The sequence below is a fragment of the Leifsonia sp. NPDC014704 genome (assembly GCF_043083605.1).
GTDB lineage: Bacteria > Actinomycetota > Actinomycetes > Actinomycetales > Microbacteriaceae > Leifsonia.
On the sequence record NZ_JBIBYW010000002.1, the window covers coordinates 801,941 to 819,921 of the forward strand.

General features: G+C 69.6%; 15 protein-coding genes. 7 read left to right on the forward strand and 8 right to left on the reverse strand.

The features are described from left to right. Window positions 1-21: 21 nt before the first annotated feature. The gene (locus ACF1AJ_RS15365) at window positions 22-1,422 is read right to left on the reverse strand and encodes a DHA2 family efflux MFS transporter permease subunit (RefSeq protein ID WP_391508129.1); all 1,401 of its coding nucleotides are present in this window, start codon (window positions 1,420-1,422) and stop codon (window positions 22-24) included. A gap of 302 nt (window positions 1,423-1,724) precedes the next feature. On the opposite strand from ACF1AJ_RS15365, the gene ACF1AJ_RS15370 reads away from it, so the two are divergent. Next, window positions 1,725-2,135, forward strand: coding sequence for a hypothetical protein (locus ACF1AJ_RS15370; RefSeq protein ID WP_391508130.1), 411 nt, complete (start codon window positions 1,725-1,727; stop codon window positions 2,133-2,135). 21 nt (window positions 2,136-2,156) lie between these two features. Here ACF1AJ_RS15370 and ACF1AJ_RS15375 read toward each other — a convergent pair whose 3' ends face one another. Next, window positions 2,157-2,489, reverse strand: coding sequence for an ATP-dependent DNA ligase (locus tag ACF1AJ_RS15375; RefSeq protein WP_391508131.1), 333 nt, complete (start codon window positions 2,487-2,489; stop codon window positions 2,157-2,159). 93 nt (window positions 2,490-2,582) lie between these two features. Between ACF1AJ_RS15375 and ACF1AJ_RS15380 the strand changes: the two genes are divergently transcribed. Then, entirely contained in the window at window positions 2,583-2,810 is a 228-nt protein-coding gene (locus tag ACF1AJ_RS15380; RefSeq protein WP_391508132.1) for an RNA-binding S4 domain-containing protein, read from the forward strand. A 115-nt stretch (window positions 2,811-2,925) separates the two neighbouring features. Then, window positions 2,926-3,495 (forward strand): VanZ family protein, encoded by a 570-nt coding sequence (locus tag ACF1AJ_RS15385; protein WP_391508133.1) that lies wholly within the window; start codon window positions 2,926-2,928, stop codon window positions 3,493-3,495. 80 nt (window positions 3,496-3,575) lie between these two features. Here ACF1AJ_RS15385 and ACF1AJ_RS15390 read toward each other — a convergent pair whose 3' ends face one another. Then, window positions 3,576-4,376 carry a class I SAM-dependent methyltransferase gene (locus ACF1AJ_RS15390; RefSeq protein WP_391508134.1) on the reverse strand — a complete coding sequence of 267 codons (801 nt, stop codon included), beginning with the start codon at window positions 4,374-4,376 and terminating at the stop codon, window positions 3,576-3,578. A gap of 241 nt (window positions 4,377-4,617) precedes the next feature. On the opposite strand from ACF1AJ_RS15390, the gene ACF1AJ_RS15395 reads away from it, so the two are divergent. Continuing rightward, window positions 4,618-9,543 (forward strand): hypothetical protein, encoded by a 4,926-nt coding sequence (locus ACF1AJ_RS15395; protein WP_391508135.1) that lies wholly within the window; start codon window positions 4,618-4,620, stop codon window positions 9,541-9,543. 33 nt (window positions 9,544-9,576) lie between these two features. On the opposite strand, the gene ACF1AJ_RS15400 is transcribed toward ACF1AJ_RS15395, so the two are convergent. Continuing rightward, the gene (locus tag ACF1AJ_RS15400; protein ID WP_391508136.1) at window positions 9,577-10,617 is read right to left on the reverse strand and encodes an NAD(P)-dependent oxidoreductase; all 1,041 of its coding nucleotides are present in this window, start codon (window positions 10,615-10,617) and stop codon (window positions 9,577-9,579) included. 98 nt (window positions 10,618-10,715) lie between these two features. Between ACF1AJ_RS15400 and ACF1AJ_RS15405 the strand changes: the two genes are divergently transcribed. After that, window positions 10,716-11,024 (forward strand): hypothetical protein, encoded by a 309-nt coding sequence (locus ACF1AJ_RS15405; protein ID WP_391508137.1) that lies wholly within the window; start codon window positions 10,716-10,718, stop codon window positions 11,022-11,024. A 13-nt stretch (window positions 11,025-11,037) separates the two neighbouring features. On the opposite strand, the gene ACF1AJ_RS15410 is transcribed toward ACF1AJ_RS15405, so the two are convergent. Then, a complete protein-coding gene (locus tag ACF1AJ_RS15410) occupies window positions 11,038-12,804 on the reverse strand; it encodes a DUF2207 domain-containing protein (protein WP_391508138.1) in 1,767 nt (588 codons plus the stop codon). Between the two features lie 302 nt (window positions 12,805-13,106). Here ACF1AJ_RS15410 and ACF1AJ_RS15415 point away from each other — a divergent pair, with 302 nt between their 5' ends. Continuing rightward, window positions 13,107-13,661: a CGNR zinc finger domain-containing protein gene (locus ACF1AJ_RS15415; protein ID WP_391508139.1), complete on the forward strand. Its 555-nt coding sequence runs from the start codon at window positions 13,107-13,109 to the stop codon at window positions 13,659-13,661. Window positions 13,662-13,664: 3 nt separating this feature from the next. Here ACF1AJ_RS15415 and ACF1AJ_RS15420 read toward each other — a convergent pair whose 3' ends face one another. From ACF1AJ_RS15420 to ACF1AJ_RS15430, 3 genes are all read right to left on the reverse strand, one after another. Continuing rightward, window positions 13,665-15,260, reverse strand: a complete 1,596-nt coding sequence (locus ACF1AJ_RS15420; RefSeq protein WP_391508140.1) for an ABC-F family ATP-binding cassette domain-containing protein — start codon at window positions 15,258-15,260, stop codon at window positions 13,665-13,667. A gap of 164 nt (window positions 15,261-15,424) precedes the next feature. Further along, window positions 15,425-15,868 (reverse strand): VOC family protein, encoded by a 444-nt coding sequence (locus ACF1AJ_RS15425; RefSeq protein WP_391508141.1) that lies wholly within the window; start codon window positions 15,866-15,868, stop codon window positions 15,425-15,427. Window positions 15,869-15,964: 96 nt separating this feature from the next. After that, window positions 15,965-16,846, reverse strand: a complete 882-nt coding sequence (locus ACF1AJ_RS15430) for a helix-turn-helix transcriptional regulator (RefSeq protein WP_391508142.1) — start codon at window positions 16,844-16,846, stop codon at window positions 15,965-15,967. 149 nt (window positions 16,847-16,995) lie between these two features. On the opposite strand from ACF1AJ_RS15430, the gene ACF1AJ_RS15435 reads away from it, so the two are divergent. Further along, complete coding sequence (locus ACF1AJ_RS15435; protein ID WP_391508143.1) at window positions 16,996-17,955, forward strand: alpha/beta hydrolase; 960 nt, start codon at window positions 16,996-16,998, stop codon at window positions 17,953-17,955. The last annotated feature ends 26 nt before the right edge of the window (window positions 17,956-17,981 follow it).

Below are 17,981 nucleotides of genomic sequence, written 5' to 3' on the forward strand. Positions count from 1 at the left end.
AGCGACGGGCGAAGTCGTCGCTCAGCGGAGCAGAGCGTGGTGACCGGACACCTCGGCCCCGGCCGGGTCGCCGCCCACCCCGCGAGGGTTCCGGATGCCGGCCGCCGAGATCAGGCCGCCCGCCGCGAGCGCGATGGCCGCCGCACCGGCGAGTTCGTGGAACCCGGCGACGGCCGACATCGCCGCCCCCGCTGAACCGGCGAGGGCCACCGCGACGAGGCCCGCGACACGGGACACCGCGTTGTTCACGGCCGACGCGATCCCGGACCGTGACGGATCGACGGCACCCAGGATGGTCGCCGTCAACGGAGCGACCGTGATCGCCATGCCCAGGCCGAACACGACGACGGCAGGCAACACCTCGGTCAGGTAGTCGGCATCGCGCGAGATCCGCAGCATGAGAGCGAAGCCACCGGCCGCGACCAACGGTCCGACCGTCATCATCAATCGTGGCCCCACCCGGCCGCTGAGGCGGCCGAAGTACGCCGACAGGGCGATCAGCACGATGCTGGACGGGACCATCGCGAATCCGGCGAGGGTCGCCGAGTACCCCGCTCCCTGCTGGAGGAACAGGGCGAGCGCGAAGGTGCCGACGGCGACCCCGCCGTAGATGAAGGCCGTGGCCACATTCCCCACGGTGAAGTCGCGTGCCCGGAAGATGGTGAGGGGCAGCATCGGCTGCGCCGCCCTCCTTTCACGCAGGAGGAAGGCGACGAGCGCCGCCGCGCCGACCGCGAGCGAACCGAGGATCAGCGGCGAGCCCCAGCCGTATCGCGGATGCTCGATCAGGGCGAACACCGGCAAACCGAGCCCGAGCACGCCGAGGCCCGCACCTGCCCAGTCCACCCGGGCGCCGGGCCGGTGGGGAGCATCCGCGGGAAGGGCGCGGACGAGCAGCAGTGCGGCCGCGATGGGGAGGAGGTTGACGGCGAAGACCCACCGCCACGAGAGGACGTCCACTAGCACACCGCCGAGCACCGGCCCCGCGATGCTGGCGAGCGAGGTGATCGCCGTCCAGACGCCGATCGCCCGGCTCTGCGCTGCGCCGCTGAACGTGCCGAGGATCAGGGCGAGGGAACTCGGGACGAGCAGGGCGCCGGCGACGCCCTGCAGCCCGCGAGCGAGCACGAGGATTCCCGAGGTGGGCGCGAGAGCGCACAGGGCCGAGGCGAGCGCGAAGCCCACGAGGCCCCAGAGCAGCACCCGACGGCGCCCGAACAGATCGGAGAGCGACCCGGCGAGGAGGATGACCGATCCGAGCGTCAGGAGGTACGCATCCACCACCCACTGCTGGACGGCGAGGCCGCCACCCAGCTCCCGCCCGATCGCGGGGAGGGCGACCGTCACGACGCTGCCGTCGAGGAAGGCGATGAAGGTCGCCACGACGGCCACCGCCAATACCGTTCGCTGGGGTGCCGTCATCCATCCGCTCATCGTCTGTCGTCCGTTCGTCGTGATGCCGGGAAGGTCCCGGCTCCGGCTTTGACCGGTCGGCCCGCCGTTCTGTGACGAAGGGGCCGAACTGCGACCTGTCACATTCCCGACCCCTGCCCGGTCGTAGTGGGTGACGGCCGCACACGGCCGCCGGTCCGGTCGAGCCGTGAGGTAAGAGCGGGAACACCGGGTTTCAGGCGGCCCGCTCCCCGGGTATGCGCCAAGCAGACCGCGGCTGGTCCCTCCCGCCGCCGGACCTTTCACACCCGTTGCGAGAGAAAGGCGTTCCCATGTCGATGACAGCGCGGCTGCCCTGGCTACCTTCGGTGCTCACGCGGAGGCGACAGCTCGTCAGCGAGTTGCGCGCCGCCACCGCTGCCCGCGATGCCCGACGTGTGCGACGACTCCTCGACCCGGACGTCGCCGTCGTGGTCGACGCCGGGGAGGGCGATCGGGCGAAGGTCCGCGTGGTGCGTGGAGTGGAGGACGCCGCGCTCCTGCTCGCCTACGGCCTCGGCGACCGACAGGGACGGGAGGTGGTTGAGCGCCCGGTGAACGGCCGCCCCGGCCTGCTGCTCCAGCGAGATGGGAAGCCGACCGCGACGATCGCCGTCGATGTCACCGCGGGGATGGTCAGCGTCGTCTGGGTGCGGCTCGACGGCACGGTGCTGCGACGGGGCAACGCCGTACTGCCCGTGTGACGCCGCTGCGGCGACCCCGTCTTAGATGCCCCGGTCGTGCGAGGTCCCGGCGCAGAGGTCGCCGTCCTCATCCAGCACGATGAGGCCCCCGTTCGAGTTGGCCGCGTCGGTCAGGCGGCGCAGCCATTCGCGGTTGATCGCGGGCGGCCGCGGGCTGTCGTAGTGGAAGCGGATGGGGAGCGTGGAATCGAGCCAGATCGTGCTCCGGCCGCTCCCATTGGCCCTCGACTCCCGCCAGGTGAGGGCGAACGACTCTTTGCGCTGGAGCTTGGCGATGATGGCGACCTCCAGGTGTGCGAGGACGACGTCGTCGAAAGACACCCGCGCTGAACCGTCGTAAGCGAGGTACCCCATCGGACCCACCTCCTGGCCCTACCGTATCCATCCCGACCGGTTCCTCGGCCTCCCCATTTCCCGCATCCGGGCTGCCGTGCCTACTATTCGGGGATGAAGAAGCCAGCTCGTATCGAGGACGTGTCGATCGGCGGCGACGCGATCCGCCTCGGGCAGTTCGTGAAGTTCGCCGGACTCCTCGACTCCGGCGGGAGCGTCAAGGAGGCCATCGCCGACGGCGATGTCGACGTCAACGGCGAGGTCGAGCTCCGGCGCGGGCGCCAGCTGCAGGTCGGGGATGTGGTGACCTTCGCCGGTCACGCGGTGCGCGTCGCCCCCTGAGGTCACTTTCCCGGTCGAGGGCGAACGCTGGCCGGCTCACCATCCCTCGGAGGTCGTAGGCCATCGCGACCAGCGACTGATTCGCCTCGGGCCAGCGGTCCGTAGCGTCGAGAAGGTGACCGCATCCCTCTCTCTCCGACCGGCGCGTCCGACGCGCACCGCTCCGCGATCCCTCCCGGCCGTGCTGTTCGTCGTGTACGTCGTCCTCCTGGTCTGGGCCGTGCTGTGGAAGTTCCACCTGCCCGACTTCAGTGGAGACGGCGTGCGCGCCGTCAAGCTCGTGCCGTTCGTCGCGAGCGAGGGGTTCGGCGTCAACCGGCCCTCGGAGATGCTGGCGAACGTCGCCCTGTTCGTTCCCTTCGGCGTCTATCTCGGGGTGCTCGCGCCGCGCTGGCGCGTCTGGCCGGTCGTGCTCGTCGCGGCGTTGACCAGCTGCGCTCTCGAGGCGGCTCAGTATGTGCTTCCGTCGGGGAGCTCGGATGTCACCGACGTCATCCTCAACACGTCCGGTGCTGTCGGAGGCTTCCTCGTCCTGTCGCTCGCCCGGTGGGCATCGCGCGGTCGAGCCGTTCCCGCCGTCTACTGGGTGTGCTTCATCGTCACGGTGGCGGCGGCGCTGTGGGGCGCGTCCTTGCTCGGGTCGCCGCTCCATTCAGTGTCCCCGCTGCCGCCGTTGCATCGCTGACGACGCGCACCGGGCTCGCATGCTCGCCGGCGCCGGCGGCGAACGGTGACGCTGAGTCCTACGCGGCAGGTTCGCCGCCTTCAGGCGGCCCAGGCGCGGAACAGGATCGTCTGCACCGGGATGGTCGTCGGTGCGGGCCCGTACTCCGCGGCGAGCCGGTCGCCCACCGTGCGGACGAGCGCATCCAGATCGCCGGAGCGCGCCCGCACCTGATCGGAGACCGGGTTGCCGCGGATCAGGCCGTCCGCGAAGTCCGGCCACGAGGAGACGGGTGCTTGGTGCGGCAGCACGTCGATGCGGAGCGTGCCGAACCCGCTGTCCTGCGCCAGCCTCCGCAGCCGCTCGACGTCGCTCATCCCGAACGGCACTCGGTAGAAGGGCGGAGGATCGTCGGGGAACGTCTCTGTCAGCAGCCCATCGACGATTGCGGCGAACCGGTTGCGGTCGTGACTGTCCCAGACGCTGAACACGTACACGCCGCCGTCGGTGAGCACGCGCCGCGCCTCGCGGAATCCCGCGCCGACATCCGGCAGGAACATGATGCCGAACTGGCACGCCACCGCGTCGAAGCTCGCGTCCTCGAACGGCAGCGCCTGAGCATCCGCTACCTGCATCCGGGTTCCGGCCGGCACCTTGTCACCCGCCCGCTGCAGCATCGCCTCGTTCAGGTCCGTGAGGACGAGCTCCGCCCCGGGATTGTGCACAACGATCCCTGCCGACGAGATCCCGGTCCCCGCCGCCACCTCGAGGATGCGCCCGGGCGCATCCGACGCCACCGCTTCACCGAGCACGTCGGCGTAGTGGCGGAAGAGCACCGGTCCGAGCCCGGAGTCGTAGAACTCGGGGATGGACCCCTGGAACCGCGCGGCATCGTCGTCCACGGTCGAAGGGTACCGCCGCGCGTGCGCTTCGTAGAGGCTTGTTTGCCGCCCCCGAATGGGGGTCCCCGATCACAAGCCAGTGGACGATATGGTGAATCTGCCTGTGGGTTCGATGCGCGGGCGTTTCGAAGTTCGTCCGTCCTCCGCGGCCGGTCGACGGAGTGCGGGGAGGCCGTCGATGTTCACTCGTGCGCGGGGGGAACGTCGGCGCTTGCGGGCTATCTCTCGGCTGCTCGTCCCCATGATCGCCGTATCTGTCGGTGTCGTCGGGCTTCTCGATGTGGGCGTCACCGGAGGATCCCCCGCTGAAGCCGCTTCGACAGCGATCTCCGACTTCAGCAAGGCGGGGACGGATCTAACGAATCCCTCGACCGCGACGCCGTCGTCCCCGGGTGCAGCGACGGCGGGCGACACGATTCAGTGGGTGCTCAGCTACCGGAACAAGACCGGTGCGGACGCGTCGGTGACCGTCAAGGATGCGATCACGGCCGGGCAGAGCTATGTCGCGAACTCGTTGCAGGTGCCCCCGAACATGACGGGAAGCTTCTCGGGGAACACGGTGTCCGCGACGGGGTCCATCTCGTCCGGAACGACGAGCGGGCAGATCCCCATGTCGACGCCGACGTCGATCAATTTCACAACGCCGGGGGGTGACGGGTACTCCGTCGAGAACTACGGAACGAACGTCTATACGGTGTACCACCACAATTCGTCCGGAACCGTCGTCTTCTGCTCGACGATCTCGAACACGAAATGCGCGAACTGGCCGACGAACGCCTCCGCCAGCTATGTGAGCCCCGTGGCAGGGACGCCCATCGGCACCGGCGCGGCCGGAATGATCTCGGCCCACAACAACGGTTCGTTCATCGTCGGGGGCAAGCTGTACTGGGAGGCCGGGACAACCAGTCCGACGGGCGGCACCTACGGGGTGGGCGTCATGTGCCTCGACCTGACGGCGACCCCTCGGGCGTTGAGCTGCGGCTTCACCCCTCTGGATCAACTGACCACTGCGCCGGGGGCCGCGGCGCCGATCGCCAGCAACGGCCTTCCGGCCGCGGACGGCAACTACTACCTGTTCGACCGTCCCGGCAACATGCTCTGCTTCAACCCTGCGTCCGGTGCTTGCGGCTCGGTCAACGTCACCGGCGGCCGGGTCACCTCCAGTCCGATCAGCGGGATGATCACGGCGGGCAACTATGTCTACGCGACGTTCGTCACAGCAGGCACGCTCTACCTCGCCTGTTATGACGTCTCAGCGCACGCCTCCTGCTCGGGCAGCTATCCGATCAACGAGGGCGCGGCGCCCAACGCCAGTTACCCCGACACGATCGCTCCGGTGCTCGACCCCGCCTCGGGGACGCTGTCAGGCGTGTGCGACCTGGCCAAAGCGTCGTGCTACGCGCCGTCGGGTGCGGTGCTCTCCAATCCCTACCCCGGCATCACCGGGATCGGCTACCCCTCCTCCTCCACCGGTTACGGTGACGGGCTCATCGTCGGCACGAAGTTCTACGCGGCGCCCCGCAACGACATCGTCACGTGCTGGGACTTCTCGCTCCGAGTCGGGAATGGCGCCGTCCCGCGGTGCGCGGGGTTCTCCGGCCCCACCAATGGAAGCAACTACACGGTCCGTGCGCTGACCGGCGATCTCGAGGGATGCGGCGCGGCCGATGGGGACGCGGGCCAGATCAAGATCTTCAACCTCGCCTCCGGCGGCGGCTGCAACGCCGTCCAGGCGGTCTCGGTGAGTCTCTCGCCGTCGACCTATTACTGCGATGGACGAGCAGGCCATGCCTCCGCGTGGGGGGCCGTCACGCTGAACGGCTTGACCGCTTCCGACTACGTCAGTGCGCGCCTTACACTCACCGACGTCAACGGGAACAACGTTCCCGGTTGGGTGGATGTCCCATTCCCGGCCAGCGGGCCACAGAGTATCGACATCTCGTCGATCCCCGTGTCGGGAACGACGGCGACGCTGGCGGCCCATGTCACGATCGCCGGCTCGACGAATCCGACGGCGATGTCATCGGCGCGGCTGTCCATGTCGTGGTCGGGGGATGGGATCCAGATCTGCTATCGGACCACCGTGGCGGCGGTCCCCTGTCTGACGACCGCGCCGGTGTCGAACACCGCGACCGCGGTGACCACCGCCGGCGCCACCACGGATGGGCCGACGGGGAACACCAGCGGGACGGTCACGTTCACGGTCTCGAACCCGCCGTCGGCGTGCCTGCTGCACCTGACGAAATCGGCCTCGCCGAACCCGGCGAGACCGGGAGACACCGTCGCATACACCGTGACGGTGACGAACACGGGCACCGCGCCCTATGCGGCCGCCAACCCGGCGAACTTCACGGATGACATCAGCACGGTCCTCGCGGATTCCTCATTCAACGCGGGAAGTCTGAGCGCGAGCACGGGCGCAGCGAGCTACAACCCGACGAGCCGCGTGATCTCGTGGTCGGGACCGCTCGCCGCCGGGGCGACGGCGACCGTGACGTACACGGTGACGGTGGACGATCCGGACACGGGACCGCACTCTCTAGTCAACCGTGTCGTCACCCCGACAGGGGTGCCGTCGAATTGCGCTGCGGGCTCGAGCGATCCGGCCTGCCAGGTGACCGTGCCGGTGCAGTCGTTCCGGGTGGCGAAGTCGACGACAGCCACCCAGGTCGTCCCGGGCCAGGTCGTGCCGTACACGGTCACGGTGACGAACACCGGGCAGGTCGCCTACACTAACGGGTCGCCGGCGAGCTTCACCGACGACCTGAGCAGCGTGCTCGACGATGCCGCCTTCAACGGTGACGCGACGGCCGGCGCCGGCTCGGTCGCCTATTCCGCGCCGGTGCTTTCCTGGTCCGGCCCGCTCGCGGTCGGTGCCAGTGTGACGATCACCTACTCCGTGACGGTCAACACCCCGGACACGGGAGACAAGGTCCTCCTCAACACCGTGGGGACCCCGACCGGCTCGGGCGGCAACTGTGCGACCAGGTCGACGGACCCCGCCTGCCGCGTCCAGATCCCCGCGAAGACCTTCTCCGTGGCGAAGACCGCCTCCGCACCCGTAGCGGATCTCGGCGGCATCGTCACGTACACGTTGACCGTGACGAACACCGGGCAGTCGGCGTACACCGCCGGTGACCCCGCATCGCTCACCGACGACCTCAGCGGCGTCCTCGACGACGCCACCTACCGCAACGACGCGTCCGCCACCGCCGGGACGGTGAGCTACGCGAGCCCGTCGCTGTCATGGTCCGGGCCGCTCGCGGTCGGCGCGACCGTGACCATCACCTACTCAGTGACGGTGCACGATCCCGACACGGCCGATCATCAGCTCGACAACTCCGTGACCAACCCGCCCGAGTCCGGCGGCAGCTGCGTGCCCGGCAGCACCGACCCGGGATGCCGCAGCATCGTCCCGGTCCGCTCGTACACGGTCGCCAAGACCTCGCCCTCGACGGGAACCGTCTATCCGGGCGACACCGTCGCCTACGTGATCACGGTCACGAACACCGGCGCCGCCGCCTACGCGTCGGGCGACCCGGCCACGGTGAGCGACGACCTCGGCGGTCTGCTGGATGACGCCGTCTACAACGGGGACGCGACGGCGACCGCCGGAACCGTGTCCTACGCCGTCCCGACCCTGACCTGGTCGGGCCCGCTCGCCGTCGGAGGCGCCGTCACGGTCACCTACTCGGTGACCGTCGACAGCCCCGACACGGGCGACGCGACCCTCACCAACGCCGCACTGCCGACGGGCGACGGCGGCCGCTGTGCGGACAACAGGGCGGCGCCCTGTTCACCGGTGGTCCTGCCGGTCGGCTCGTACACCGTGACCAAGACGTCGTCTCCCAGCGGCATCGTCCACCCGGGCGACACGATCATCTACACGATCACCGTGCACAACCCCAGCTCCGGCGACTTCACTGCCTCAGCGCCCGCCGCCTTCAGCGACGACCTGGCCGCGGTGCTGGATGACGCCACGTATGGCAACGACGTCTCAGCGAGCGCCGGATCCGTCGCATACACGGCACCGAGTCTGACCTGGTCCGGCCCGCTGGCCGCAGGCGCAACGGTCACCGTCACCTACTCGGTCACCGTCAGAGACCCTGATACCGGCGACCACCTCCTGACCAACGCCGCCACCCCCAGTACCCCGGGCGGTCTCTGCCCGGGTGGCTCACCTGCGCCGTGCCCCCCGACGGTCAACCCTGTGCAGTCCTTCGGGGTCACCAAGGTCGCGTCGACCGCCGGCCCGCTGCACGCCGGTGACATCGTCAGCTACACCATCAGCGTGGTCAACACCGGCCAGGCGGACTACACCGCCGCAGAGCCCGCGTCGCTCTCCGACGACCTCAGTGACGTGCTCGACGACGCCGACTATCACGGCGATGCCTCCGCGACCTCGGGCACGGTGAGCTACACGCGTCCGACGCTCTCGTGGGCGGGTCCCCTCGCCGTCGGCTCGACCGTGACGATCACCTATTCAGCGACGGTCAAGAGCCCGGACCCCGGCGACCATCTGCTGACCAACGCCGTCGTGACCCCGCCGCGCACGGGTGGCAACTGCAGTCCCGGTTCCGTCGATCCTGCGTGCTCGGTGACCCTTGCAACGCGCGCCTACCATGTCCAGAAGACGACGAGCGCGGCCAGCGTCTCGGAGGGCCAGACGGTGACGTACCGGATCACCATCACGAACACGGGCACGGCACCCTTCACGGCGACCGAGCCGGCCGCGTTCGTGGACGACCTGAGTGCGGTCCTCGATGATGCCACCTATGCCGACGACGCCACCGCAACGTCCGGGACGCTCTCCTACAGCGCGCCCGAGCTCTCCTGGTCGGGAGAACTCCCGGTCGGCGGGAGCGCAGAGGTCACCTACACCGTGACCGTGAACACGCCCGAGAACGGGGACCGTTCGCTCCGCAATACCGTGGCGACGTCCGTCGATGCCAACTGCGCGACCGGCTCCCGCGATCCGGACTGCCGAACCACGTCGGTCGTCGACCCGCGGACGGTGATCTCTGCACCGCCGAGGCCTGAGAGCCCGCTCGCGGGGACGGGAAGCGACAGCCTGCCGCCGACGATCCTCGGTGCACTCCTTGTGGCGGCGGGCCTCACCCTCTTCGCCGGTGCCCGGTACCGTCGTCGCCGTCGCGAGTGCAGCTAGCGCGAGCCTGCGTGGCCGACGCCTCCCTGTGACTCAGCGGAGGTCGCGCCCGGCCATCTCTTCGGCCAGCCGCACGCCGAGGAGTTCGCCGAGGACCGGTCCGAAGCGAGCGAGCGCACGGCGATGGACATCCATCGACGCATCCAGCACGGGCGAAGAGACCGAGCCCGCTCCGGCGAGCGCCGCCACCGCGTCGAGCTCTTCGACGACACGATCGATGCCGAAGGTCGTCAGGTAATCGCCCCGGAACACCGCAGGCAGGTGCTCCGCCAGCGCCGTGCTGCTGCTCGCACTGTCGGCGAGGAGGGCGTGCAGGTGCTGAGGCGCGAGACCGTGGCCTGCGCCGATCAGCAGCGCTTCTCCGGCTGCCACGGCGTTGGCGAACCACAGGGCGTTCGCGAGAAGTTTCACGACGACCCCGTCACTGGGGCGCGGGCCGCACCGGCGAATCCCGCCGTCCGCCGACAGCCGGTTCAGGATGGGCGTGGCACGGCCAACCGCGTCGGGCGCCCCGCCGACGTAGAACGTCAGAGTCCCCGCGGCGGCATCTTCGGGGCCACCTCCCATCGGGGCGGCGACGACCTCGATGTCCTGCTGGGCCGCGGCCTCAGCGAGAGCCGACGTCCTGCCCGGGTCCCCCGACGTGAGATCGATCCAGACCGCTCCGCCGCGGAGTGCCGGGAGCGCGTGGCGCATCACCGCGTCCGTCTCGTCGGGTCCCGGGAGCACGGTGACGAGCACGTCGCTCGACCGCGCGAGCGTCGTGATCGACTCCATCCAGGTGGCACCCGCATGTTCCGCGGCTCCGCGGCGGGCACGATCGATGTCGAACGCCGCCACGGGACCCAGCGCCGTGAGCCGACCGACGATGCCTGTGCCCATCCTGCCGATGCCGATGATGCCGATGCGCTGCTCGTCCATCGAGTCACCTTCCTGTCGCAGGCATCGGCCTGTGCGCCGATCCCGTCGCGCGTCGCCGTTGCAGCAGTGTCGCACACCGCCTGTCGTTACCCGCGCCGCAACAGCGTCCGCCGGACCCCGGTATGCTCCGGACCATGCGAAGTCGGGGGGCACGCGCCGTTGCCGTGATGCTGATTGCTGCCGGAGCGCTCGCGACCGCGGGGTGCTCCAGCTCGGGGTTTCCCCGCTATGCGTCGTGTCTTCCCGCCCGCATGACCGTAGATCCTGCGATCGTCGCGCCGGGTGGCGTCGTGACCGTCTCCGCCGGTCCGCCCGAGTGCGATCTGAACTATGAGCCCGGCCACCAGTACACGATTCGGTTGCGCACTGTCGGGGTGAGTTCGCCACCGATCGCGGCCGATGTGGATCGGGACGGGCGCTTCTCGACGGCACTCCCCATCCCCGCCGACTTCCCGGTGGGCTCGGCGATCATCGAGGTCACGGGGAGCCCGTACGACGAGTGCGGCAAGAACGGGTACGGCTCGTGCGCGGGATACTGGGTGTCCGTCGAGGTGGAATGAGAGCCGCAGAGACTCACACGCCCCCGCCGCCTCCGCCGCCCCCACCGCCGCCGGAGAACCCACCGCCGCCGGTTCCGCCGGACGACGAGCTGCTCGTCATGGTCGTGCTGGAGGAGATCCCGCTGACCATGTGGGAGAGCACGGCCGCGTTGAATGCCGTCTGCCCGGAGTACCAGGTCGGACTCTGCCCGGTCTCCTCGTAGAACCGTCCGACCTCGGCGAGCCACTTCTTCTCCTCGCCGAACAGCACAGCCCAGGGGAGGAGGCGCTCGGTGAGGCTCAGCATCTCCCGCGGGTCGTTCACGGCGACGGGCACGCGCTCCGCCCCCTGCGGTGACTGCAGGTAGCGGATGCGGTCGGCCTCGGCGAGGTGCACGTACATCTCGAGGCCCTCCACGTACTCGCGCAGGGTGCTGCCCGTGGTGCTCAGGGGCGAGTGCGACAGCAGGATGGCGCTGACGATGAGAAGCAGGATGGCACCGATGATGATGCCGACGGGGAGCGCGCCTCCGAAGATGCCCGCGAGACACAGCACCGCGCCGACGATGGCGAGGAGGGTGGCGCCCAACGCAGTGAAGAACACCGCGCGGACCGCCCCGCGCGGTCCCGTCCTCCGGTAGCCGTAGCGGGTGGCGTCCTTGTGCACGCGCTTCAGCAGCGCGGCGATGGCGCGCGCGACACGCGAGTTGGACGAACCGAGTTCGAGCGTCGTCCCGGGCGCGGCCGACGTTCCGAAGAGGGCCTGAAGGAACTGGAGCTCGTCCGTCGTCGGGTCCGCTTGGCGCAATGCCTGGCGGCCGGTCGCCTGGGTCGAGACGAACTCCAGCGTGTACGAGGAGCGGCCGAAGAATCCCGTGCTCTGCAGCACGCGCACCCGACCCGATACAGCGAGGTCGAGCGTTTGGGCCGCGACCACCTTCTTGCCGCCTCCGGCGATGTCCGCCGCGAGGAGGAGCCCTTCCTTCGGCGGAACGTACTCCGGGATGATCGTGCCACGCCCGGGAGCGTCGCGCAGCAGCCGCACGCGCACGACGATCGCGCCGATGAGGGCGAGGATGCCGAGCAGCAGGCCGGCCAGGGCGGCGAAGCCCCAACCGGTGTCGAACAGTCCGTCGGCGCGCGCCGTGAACGTGCCCGCCGCGAACCCGATGGTGAACGTCAGGTTCTCGCGCGGACCGAGCGTGTCGGCACGGAAGCGGAAACCGTCGTCCGTGCGCTCCACCGTCGCGGCATCCGTTGACCCCTGGGCGCCTCGGTACGCGGACGGGTCGCCCTTCAGCGCCTCGGCCAGGTCGGGCGCGAGGTGCACGGTCGCCGTCACGCGGTCGAACGGTTGCGCCCACGCCGTGCCGTTCGTGTCCCAATACAGTTCGTCGTCGCCGGTGTCGCCGAAGTAGCGCGTGACGTTCGTCTGCCGGTAGGTGATGACGTAGGTCTGATCGCCGCGCACGTAGTCTTTCGCCGCGATCGTCAGCGAGAGGATGCCGTCTTCGGAATCGCTCGTATACGGACGCGGCGTCCCGTTCTGGTCGGTGACCGACACGACCTCCAGGTCGGTCGGGTGGCCGTCGTAGTCCTCGACCAGCTGGCGGCGGATGCCGTGGTTCTGGTCCGTCTCGGGGAACCGGGCCACCAGCGTCTCCACGGTGGTGAGCGCCGAATGCCCCTCCGCGTCGCGGCCGAGCCGGTAGTCGCCGTCGAAGCTCGCGAAGGTGAAGTCGTCGACCCCGGTTGGGGCGACGGCGCCGACGGCCGTCGGGGCATCGGCGCTTGCGCTCACGGGACTCCCCGCGAGGATGAGTGAGCTCACTGCCACGGCGAGCGTCGTCGCGATGAGTCGCCCGGCCCATCCCAGCGGCCGTCGGCTTCGAGCGCGGACCTTCATCTCCCTCGCCGTCCTCCGCCGCCGGCGGTTCGCGTCGGCCGCTGGCCCTCCCGGCGGCACGCGTCCCATCCTGACACGGCTGTGTCCGGCGCGGGTCACGCCCGCGAGACCGCCATCGTCTCCCCTGATCCGCGAGCCCCGCACCGTAACCGCTCAAATCGGTTGCAGCGCACGAAGTCACCAGTTAGGGTGGTTACATGCACGCTTTCCCCTGCGGTACGTCCGCTCTCGACTTCGTCGGCACGCTGCGTGCTCGGCGCAACGACGTACCGACGGAGAAGCTGGGCTCGCCGGAGGCGCTCGATGCGTGGTTCCTCGAGGCCGGCCTGATGGATCGGTCCCCCCGCGCCACCACCGCCGACCTCGAGAAGGCGGTCGAGCTCCGCGAGGCCGTGTACCGCGTCGTGCACGCCCGCATGATGGGCGCGCCTCTTGCGGAGGACGACCTTCGCGTGCTCAACTCCCACGCCGCCGGGCGCCCGATCACGCTCCAGCTCGACGAGAGCGGCACGATCGATCGCGCGGCGGACATCGCGGAGGGGCTGTCGCAGATCGCTCGGCAGACCGTCGAGATCGTCGGCGGAACCGAGGGCGACGTGCTCCGCGAGTGCGGCCGCCCCGAGTGCACGCAGGTCTACCTCGACCACTCCCGCGGCCACCGTCGGGAGTGGTGCTCGATGAAGACCTGCGGCAACCGGATGAAGGCGACCGCGTTCCGCGCCCGGCAGAAGCAGCCCGCCGCGACGGCGTGACGCCTAGATTTCGGTGAGCTCACCGCCCGGGCCGAGCTCGAGAGTCATCGTGAGACCGAGTCGGGCGAGGAATCGGTCGTCGTGGCTGACCACGAGCAGTGCGCCCCGGTAGTCGGCCAGCGCATCCACGAGCTGATCCACGCTGCTGACATCGAGGTTGTTCGTCGGCTCATCGAGGATGAGGAGCTGCGCGGGCGGGTCGGCGAGGAGCAGACGCGCGAGCAGGACGCGGAAGCGCTCGCCGCCGCTCAGTGCGCCGACCGGTCTGTCGACCGCGTCGCCCTTGATCAGCAGACGGCCGAGCCGGTTGCGGATGAGCGAGTCGGGGACATCCGGCGCGACCCGGCGGACATTCTCCAAGGCGCCCACGCTTTCGTCGACGCCGTCGAACCGCTGCGTCAGGTAGCCGACCCGGTCGGTGTGCAGCACTCCACCGGCGCGCTCGGGCTCCGCGTCACGGCGGTGGAGCAGCGACTCGAGCAGAGTGGTCTTGCCCACGCCGTTCGCACCGACGACGGCGACGCGCTCCGGCCCCTGAAGAAGGTAGGTGCGGTTGCTCCCGTGCAGCTCCGCGATGCGGCGACCGGCGGGTACGTCGGGGTCCGGCAGCTGCAGGGTGATGCGCTGATCCGGGCGGATGCGCGCCGCGGCCTGTTCGCGCGCCGCTTTGGCCGCATCCACTCGGTCGTCCAGTCCCGAACGCAGTTTGCCCGCGGAGGCCTCCGCGCGCGAGGCGAGCCCGTTCATCAGGATCTTGGAGCCCTTCTTGTTCTCGTTGGCCGTCTTCGCGTTCCTGGCACGCTTCGCCAGCCGGCTCTCCGCCTCGGCGCGCTGCCGCTGCTCCGCTTTGACAGCGTGCTGTGCTGCCGCGGCCGCCTGCACGGCGTTCGCCTGCTGCTGGTCGAGTGCCGCCTTCCACTCGCTGTACGGGCCGCCGAAGGTCGTCAAGCGGCCGCCGTACAGCTCGGCCGTCTGATCCATCCGCTCGAGGAGGTCCAGATCGTGGCTGACGACCACGAGGGTTCCCGGCCAGTCGTCGAGCATCCCGGCGAGGAGGGCCTTCGTCGGGCGGTCCAGGTTGTTCGTCGGCTCATCCAGCAGGGTGATCGGAAGCTCCCGCACCCGCAGACCGGAGATCGCGATCAGCATGACCTCGCCGCCCGAGAGGGTTCTCACCGGGCGGTCGAGGTCGGCCGCCGAGAAGCCGATCGCCTGCAACTGCACCTCCGCGCGCGACTCGATGTCCCAGTCGTCGCCGATGGTGTCGAAATGCTCCACGGAGGCGTCGCCGCCCTCGACGGCCCGGATCGCGTCCAGCACGGGCCCGATGCCGAGGAGGTCGGCCACAGTGGCTGTGTCGTGCCAGGTCAGCGACTGCCGAAGGTAGCCGACATCCCCCGCGGTGGAGATGCTGCCGGTGGATGGGGTGAGCTCGCCGGCGATGAGGCGCAGCAGGGTGGACTTCCCGGCGCCGTTGTCACCGACGAGGCCGGTGCGACCAGTGGTGAACGACCCGGAGACGCCCGAGAGGGCGGCCTGGCCGTCCGGCCAGGAGAAGGAGACGTTGGAAAGAACGATGGCAGACGTGCCAGTAGACATGTGAAGACCTTGACGAGAGAGAGCGGACGAATCAGAACGCAGTCGGCCGCGCGGTGGCGTTTGCAGAAGCCACCGGTGACCGGTGGCTACGCTCTGTCGATCTCGTCAATCAGCACCATGACATGCTACCAAAGCCCGCCGGCCCGACCTCTGGCCTCCTTGCCTCAGCGGCCAGGGGCTCGCGTCACGATCTGCTGGATGGTCCAGCTGTTGCCGTCGGGATCGCTGAATGACGCGTACGTGCCGTAGCTGTCTGTCGCCGGGTGGGGACCGGGGACCCGGTTCGTCTCGTCGGCCCAGTGGAAGATGCCGTCCGCGTCGTGCCAGAGCTCGCTGACCGCGACTCCGTGTTCGATGAGCGTGTTGCGCGCCTCGACGATATCCGGAGTGATCAGGTGCACGCCCTGCGCCGTGCCGGGCTCGGCCGTGGTGAGGTGGTCGCCGAAGATGACGGATGCCGCCGATCCGGGGGGAGTCACCTGAACGACCCGCAGCCCTTTGTCGGTGGAGAAGTCGGCGTCGAGGCGGAAGCCGATCCTCTCGTAGAAGTCCTTCGCGCGGTCGGTGTCGGCGACGGGGATGACCACGATCTCGAGCTTGAGTTCCATGCGCAGAGCCTTTCGATGAATAACTGTTTAGAACGGTTATGACCCTCTCATGCGGTTGCATAACCTGTCAAACCAGTTATTTTGAGCAGCCGGATGTCACCGCCGGGACTCTTCCTCGGCGGTCAGCTCGGCGCGGGCCGGCTCACTCCAGGACGTCAGGATGCGCAGCCCGTCGCTGGACGGGCTGCCGTTCTCTGCGGTCAGCACCATCAGGCGCTGGCCGCTGCCGTCGGGACTCTGCCACGTGTCGCAGTCGAGGGTGAGATCGCCGACCGTGGGATGCCGGTAGTGCTTCGTCCCGTAGGTCGCCGAGTTGACGTGGCGTTCGGCCCACCAGGTGCGGAAGTCGGCGTCGCGGAGCGACAGTTCCCCGACCAGCGCGGCGAGCTCCGGGTCGTCGGGATCTGTCGCCGCCTCCATGCGCAGGGCGGCGACCGCATCGCGGGCGTCGTGGTCCCAGTCGAGGTGCATGGCGCGGACACCGGGATGCAGGAAGAGCAGCCGCAGGTAGTTCCGCTGGGCTGCGGGCACGGCGCCGAAGTCCGTGAACAGCGCTGCGGCCGCACGGTTCCACTGCAGCACGTCGAGGCGGCGTCCGAGCACGAGTGCGGGGGTGTCGGTCAGCTGCTCGAGCAGTCGCCGCATCGCCGGTCGCACTGTCTGGCGGCTCCTTCGCCGCCGAGGGGCTGCGTCGGCCTTGTGCGCGACCTCGTAGAGATAGGCGCGCTGGTCGTCATCCATTCGGAGTGCGCGTGCCAGCACGCCGAGCACCGCCGCGGAGGCTTGGACGCGTCCCTGCTCCAGTCGCGTGTAGTAATCGACGCTGATCGACGCGAGCACAGCCGCCTCCTCCCGCCGGAGTCCAGCGACGCGTCGATGATCTCCCGTCTCCGGGAGGCCGACGTCCTCGGGCCGCAGCCGCGCGCGGCACGCCTTCAAGAACGCCCCGAGCTCGTGGAGCTCCGCCGAATCACTCATGGATTCAGTCTCCCGTCCGGAGCGATCGTGTGGGAGGGAAGGATTCTTCCCCGGCAGATTCCTGCTGCTTACCCCTGACTCGGCGGCGCAACAGCATGGGATCCGTCGCGGCAGCCGCCGCACGGAACCCCATCGAGAACGGACCCACCATGACCACACGAACCGACGTCACCTTCGAGAGCGCTGGCATCCCCATCGCCGCCCACCTCTATGTTCCGGACGGAGCCGTCGCCGGTTCGCCGGCTCTCGTCGTCGGGCATCCCGGTTCCGGGGTGAAGGAGCAGGCCTCGGGCCTGTACGCATCGCGGCTGGCGGACGCCGGCTTCGTGACGATCGCCTACGACGCGGCCTACCAGGGTGCGAGCGGCGGAACTCCGCGCGGTCTGGAGGATCCCGGCCAGCGCATCGAGGACATGAAGGCGGCGGTGTCCTACCTGACGACCCTCGACCTCGTCGATCCCCGGCGAATCGGTCTCCTCGGCATCTGCGCTTCCGGCGGATACTCGCTCGCGGCGACCGCCAGCGACCACCGCATCCGGGCGCTCGCCACCGTCTCGCCTGCCGACGTCGCCCGTCAGTTCCGGTACGGCGCCGACGGCGCCCAGGATCCGGCGGTGTTCCAGGGCATGCTGGATGCGGCGGCCGCCGCACGCACGGCGCAGGCCGCGGGCGAGGATGTCGCCGGAATCCCGCTGTTCCCGGAGACGATCGAGCAGGCGCGCGCCGCTGGAGGCGAGCACGGCGCCGAGGGCTTCGACTACTACTGCACTCCGCGGGCCGCACACGACCGCGCCGCCCGGACGTTCGACTGGTCGAGCGTCGACAAGCTCGCCACCTTCGACGCCTTCACCCAGGTGCCGCTGATCGGCGACCGCCCCCTCCTCATGGTCATGGGCTCACGGGCGGTCACCGCCTGGATGGGGATCGACGCCTTCCAGCGCGCGGTCGGCCCGAAGGAGCTCGTCTGGGTGGACGGCGCGAGCCACGTCGACCTGTACGACCGCGACCCGTACGTGGCGACCGCCGTCGAGCGCCTGGCCGACTTCTACGGTCGCACGCTGGCACCGGCGGTCAGAGAGGGAGCCGATCCCGCTGGCCCATTGCTTTGAAGATGCTGAGTGCACTAGCGTTTTTC

What these genes read in the sequence shown, in the direction of transcription:
- ACF1AJ_RS15365 (WP_391508129.1), bottom strand. Translation starts at nt 1,422, where the DNA reads ATGACGGCACCCCAGCGAACGGTATTGGCGGTGGCCGTCGTGGCGACC.
- ACF1AJ_RS15370 (WP_391508130.1), top strand. Translation starts at nt 1,725, where the DNA reads ATGTCGATGACAGCGCGGCTGCCCTGGCTACCTTCGGTGCTCACGCGG.
- ACF1AJ_RS15375 (WP_391508131.1), bottom strand. Translation starts at nt 2,489, where the DNA reads ATGGGGTACCTCGCTTACGACGGTTCAGCGCGGGTGTCTTTCGACGAC.
- ACF1AJ_RS15380 (WP_391508132.1), top strand. Translation starts at nt 2,583, where the DNA reads ATGAAGAAGCCAGCTCGTATCGAGGACGTGTCGATCGGCGGCGACGCG.
- ACF1AJ_RS15395 (WP_391508135.1), top strand. Translation starts at nt 4,618, where the DNA reads ATGATCGCCGTATCTGTCGGTGTCGTCGGGCTTCTCGATGTGGGCGTC.
- ACF1AJ_RS15405 (WP_391508137.1), top strand. Translation starts at nt 10,716, where the DNA reads ATGACCGTAGATCCTGCGATCGTCGCGCCGGGTGGCGTCGTGACCGTC.
- ACF1AJ_RS15415 (WP_391508139.1), top strand. Translation starts at nt 13,107, where the DNA reads ATGCACGCTTTCCCCTGCGGTACGTCCGCTCTCGACTTCGTCGGCACG.
- ACF1AJ_RS15420 (WP_391508140.1), bottom strand. Translation starts at nt 15,260, where the DNA reads ATGTCTACTGGCACGTCTGCCATCGTTCTTTCCAACGTCTCCTTCTCC.
- ACF1AJ_RS15425 (WP_391508141.1), bottom strand. Translation starts at nt 15,868, where the DNA reads ATGGAACTCAAGCTCGAGATCGTGGTCATCCCCGTCGCCGACACCGAC.
- ACF1AJ_RS15430 (WP_391508142.1), bottom strand. Translation starts at nt 16,846, where the DNA reads ATGAGTGATTCGGCGGAGCTCCACGAGCTCGGGGCGTTCTTGAAGGCG.
- ACF1AJ_RS15435 (WP_391508143.1), top strand. Translation starts at nt 16,996, where the DNA reads ATGACCACACGAACCGACGTCACCTTCGAGAGCGCTGGCATCCCCATC.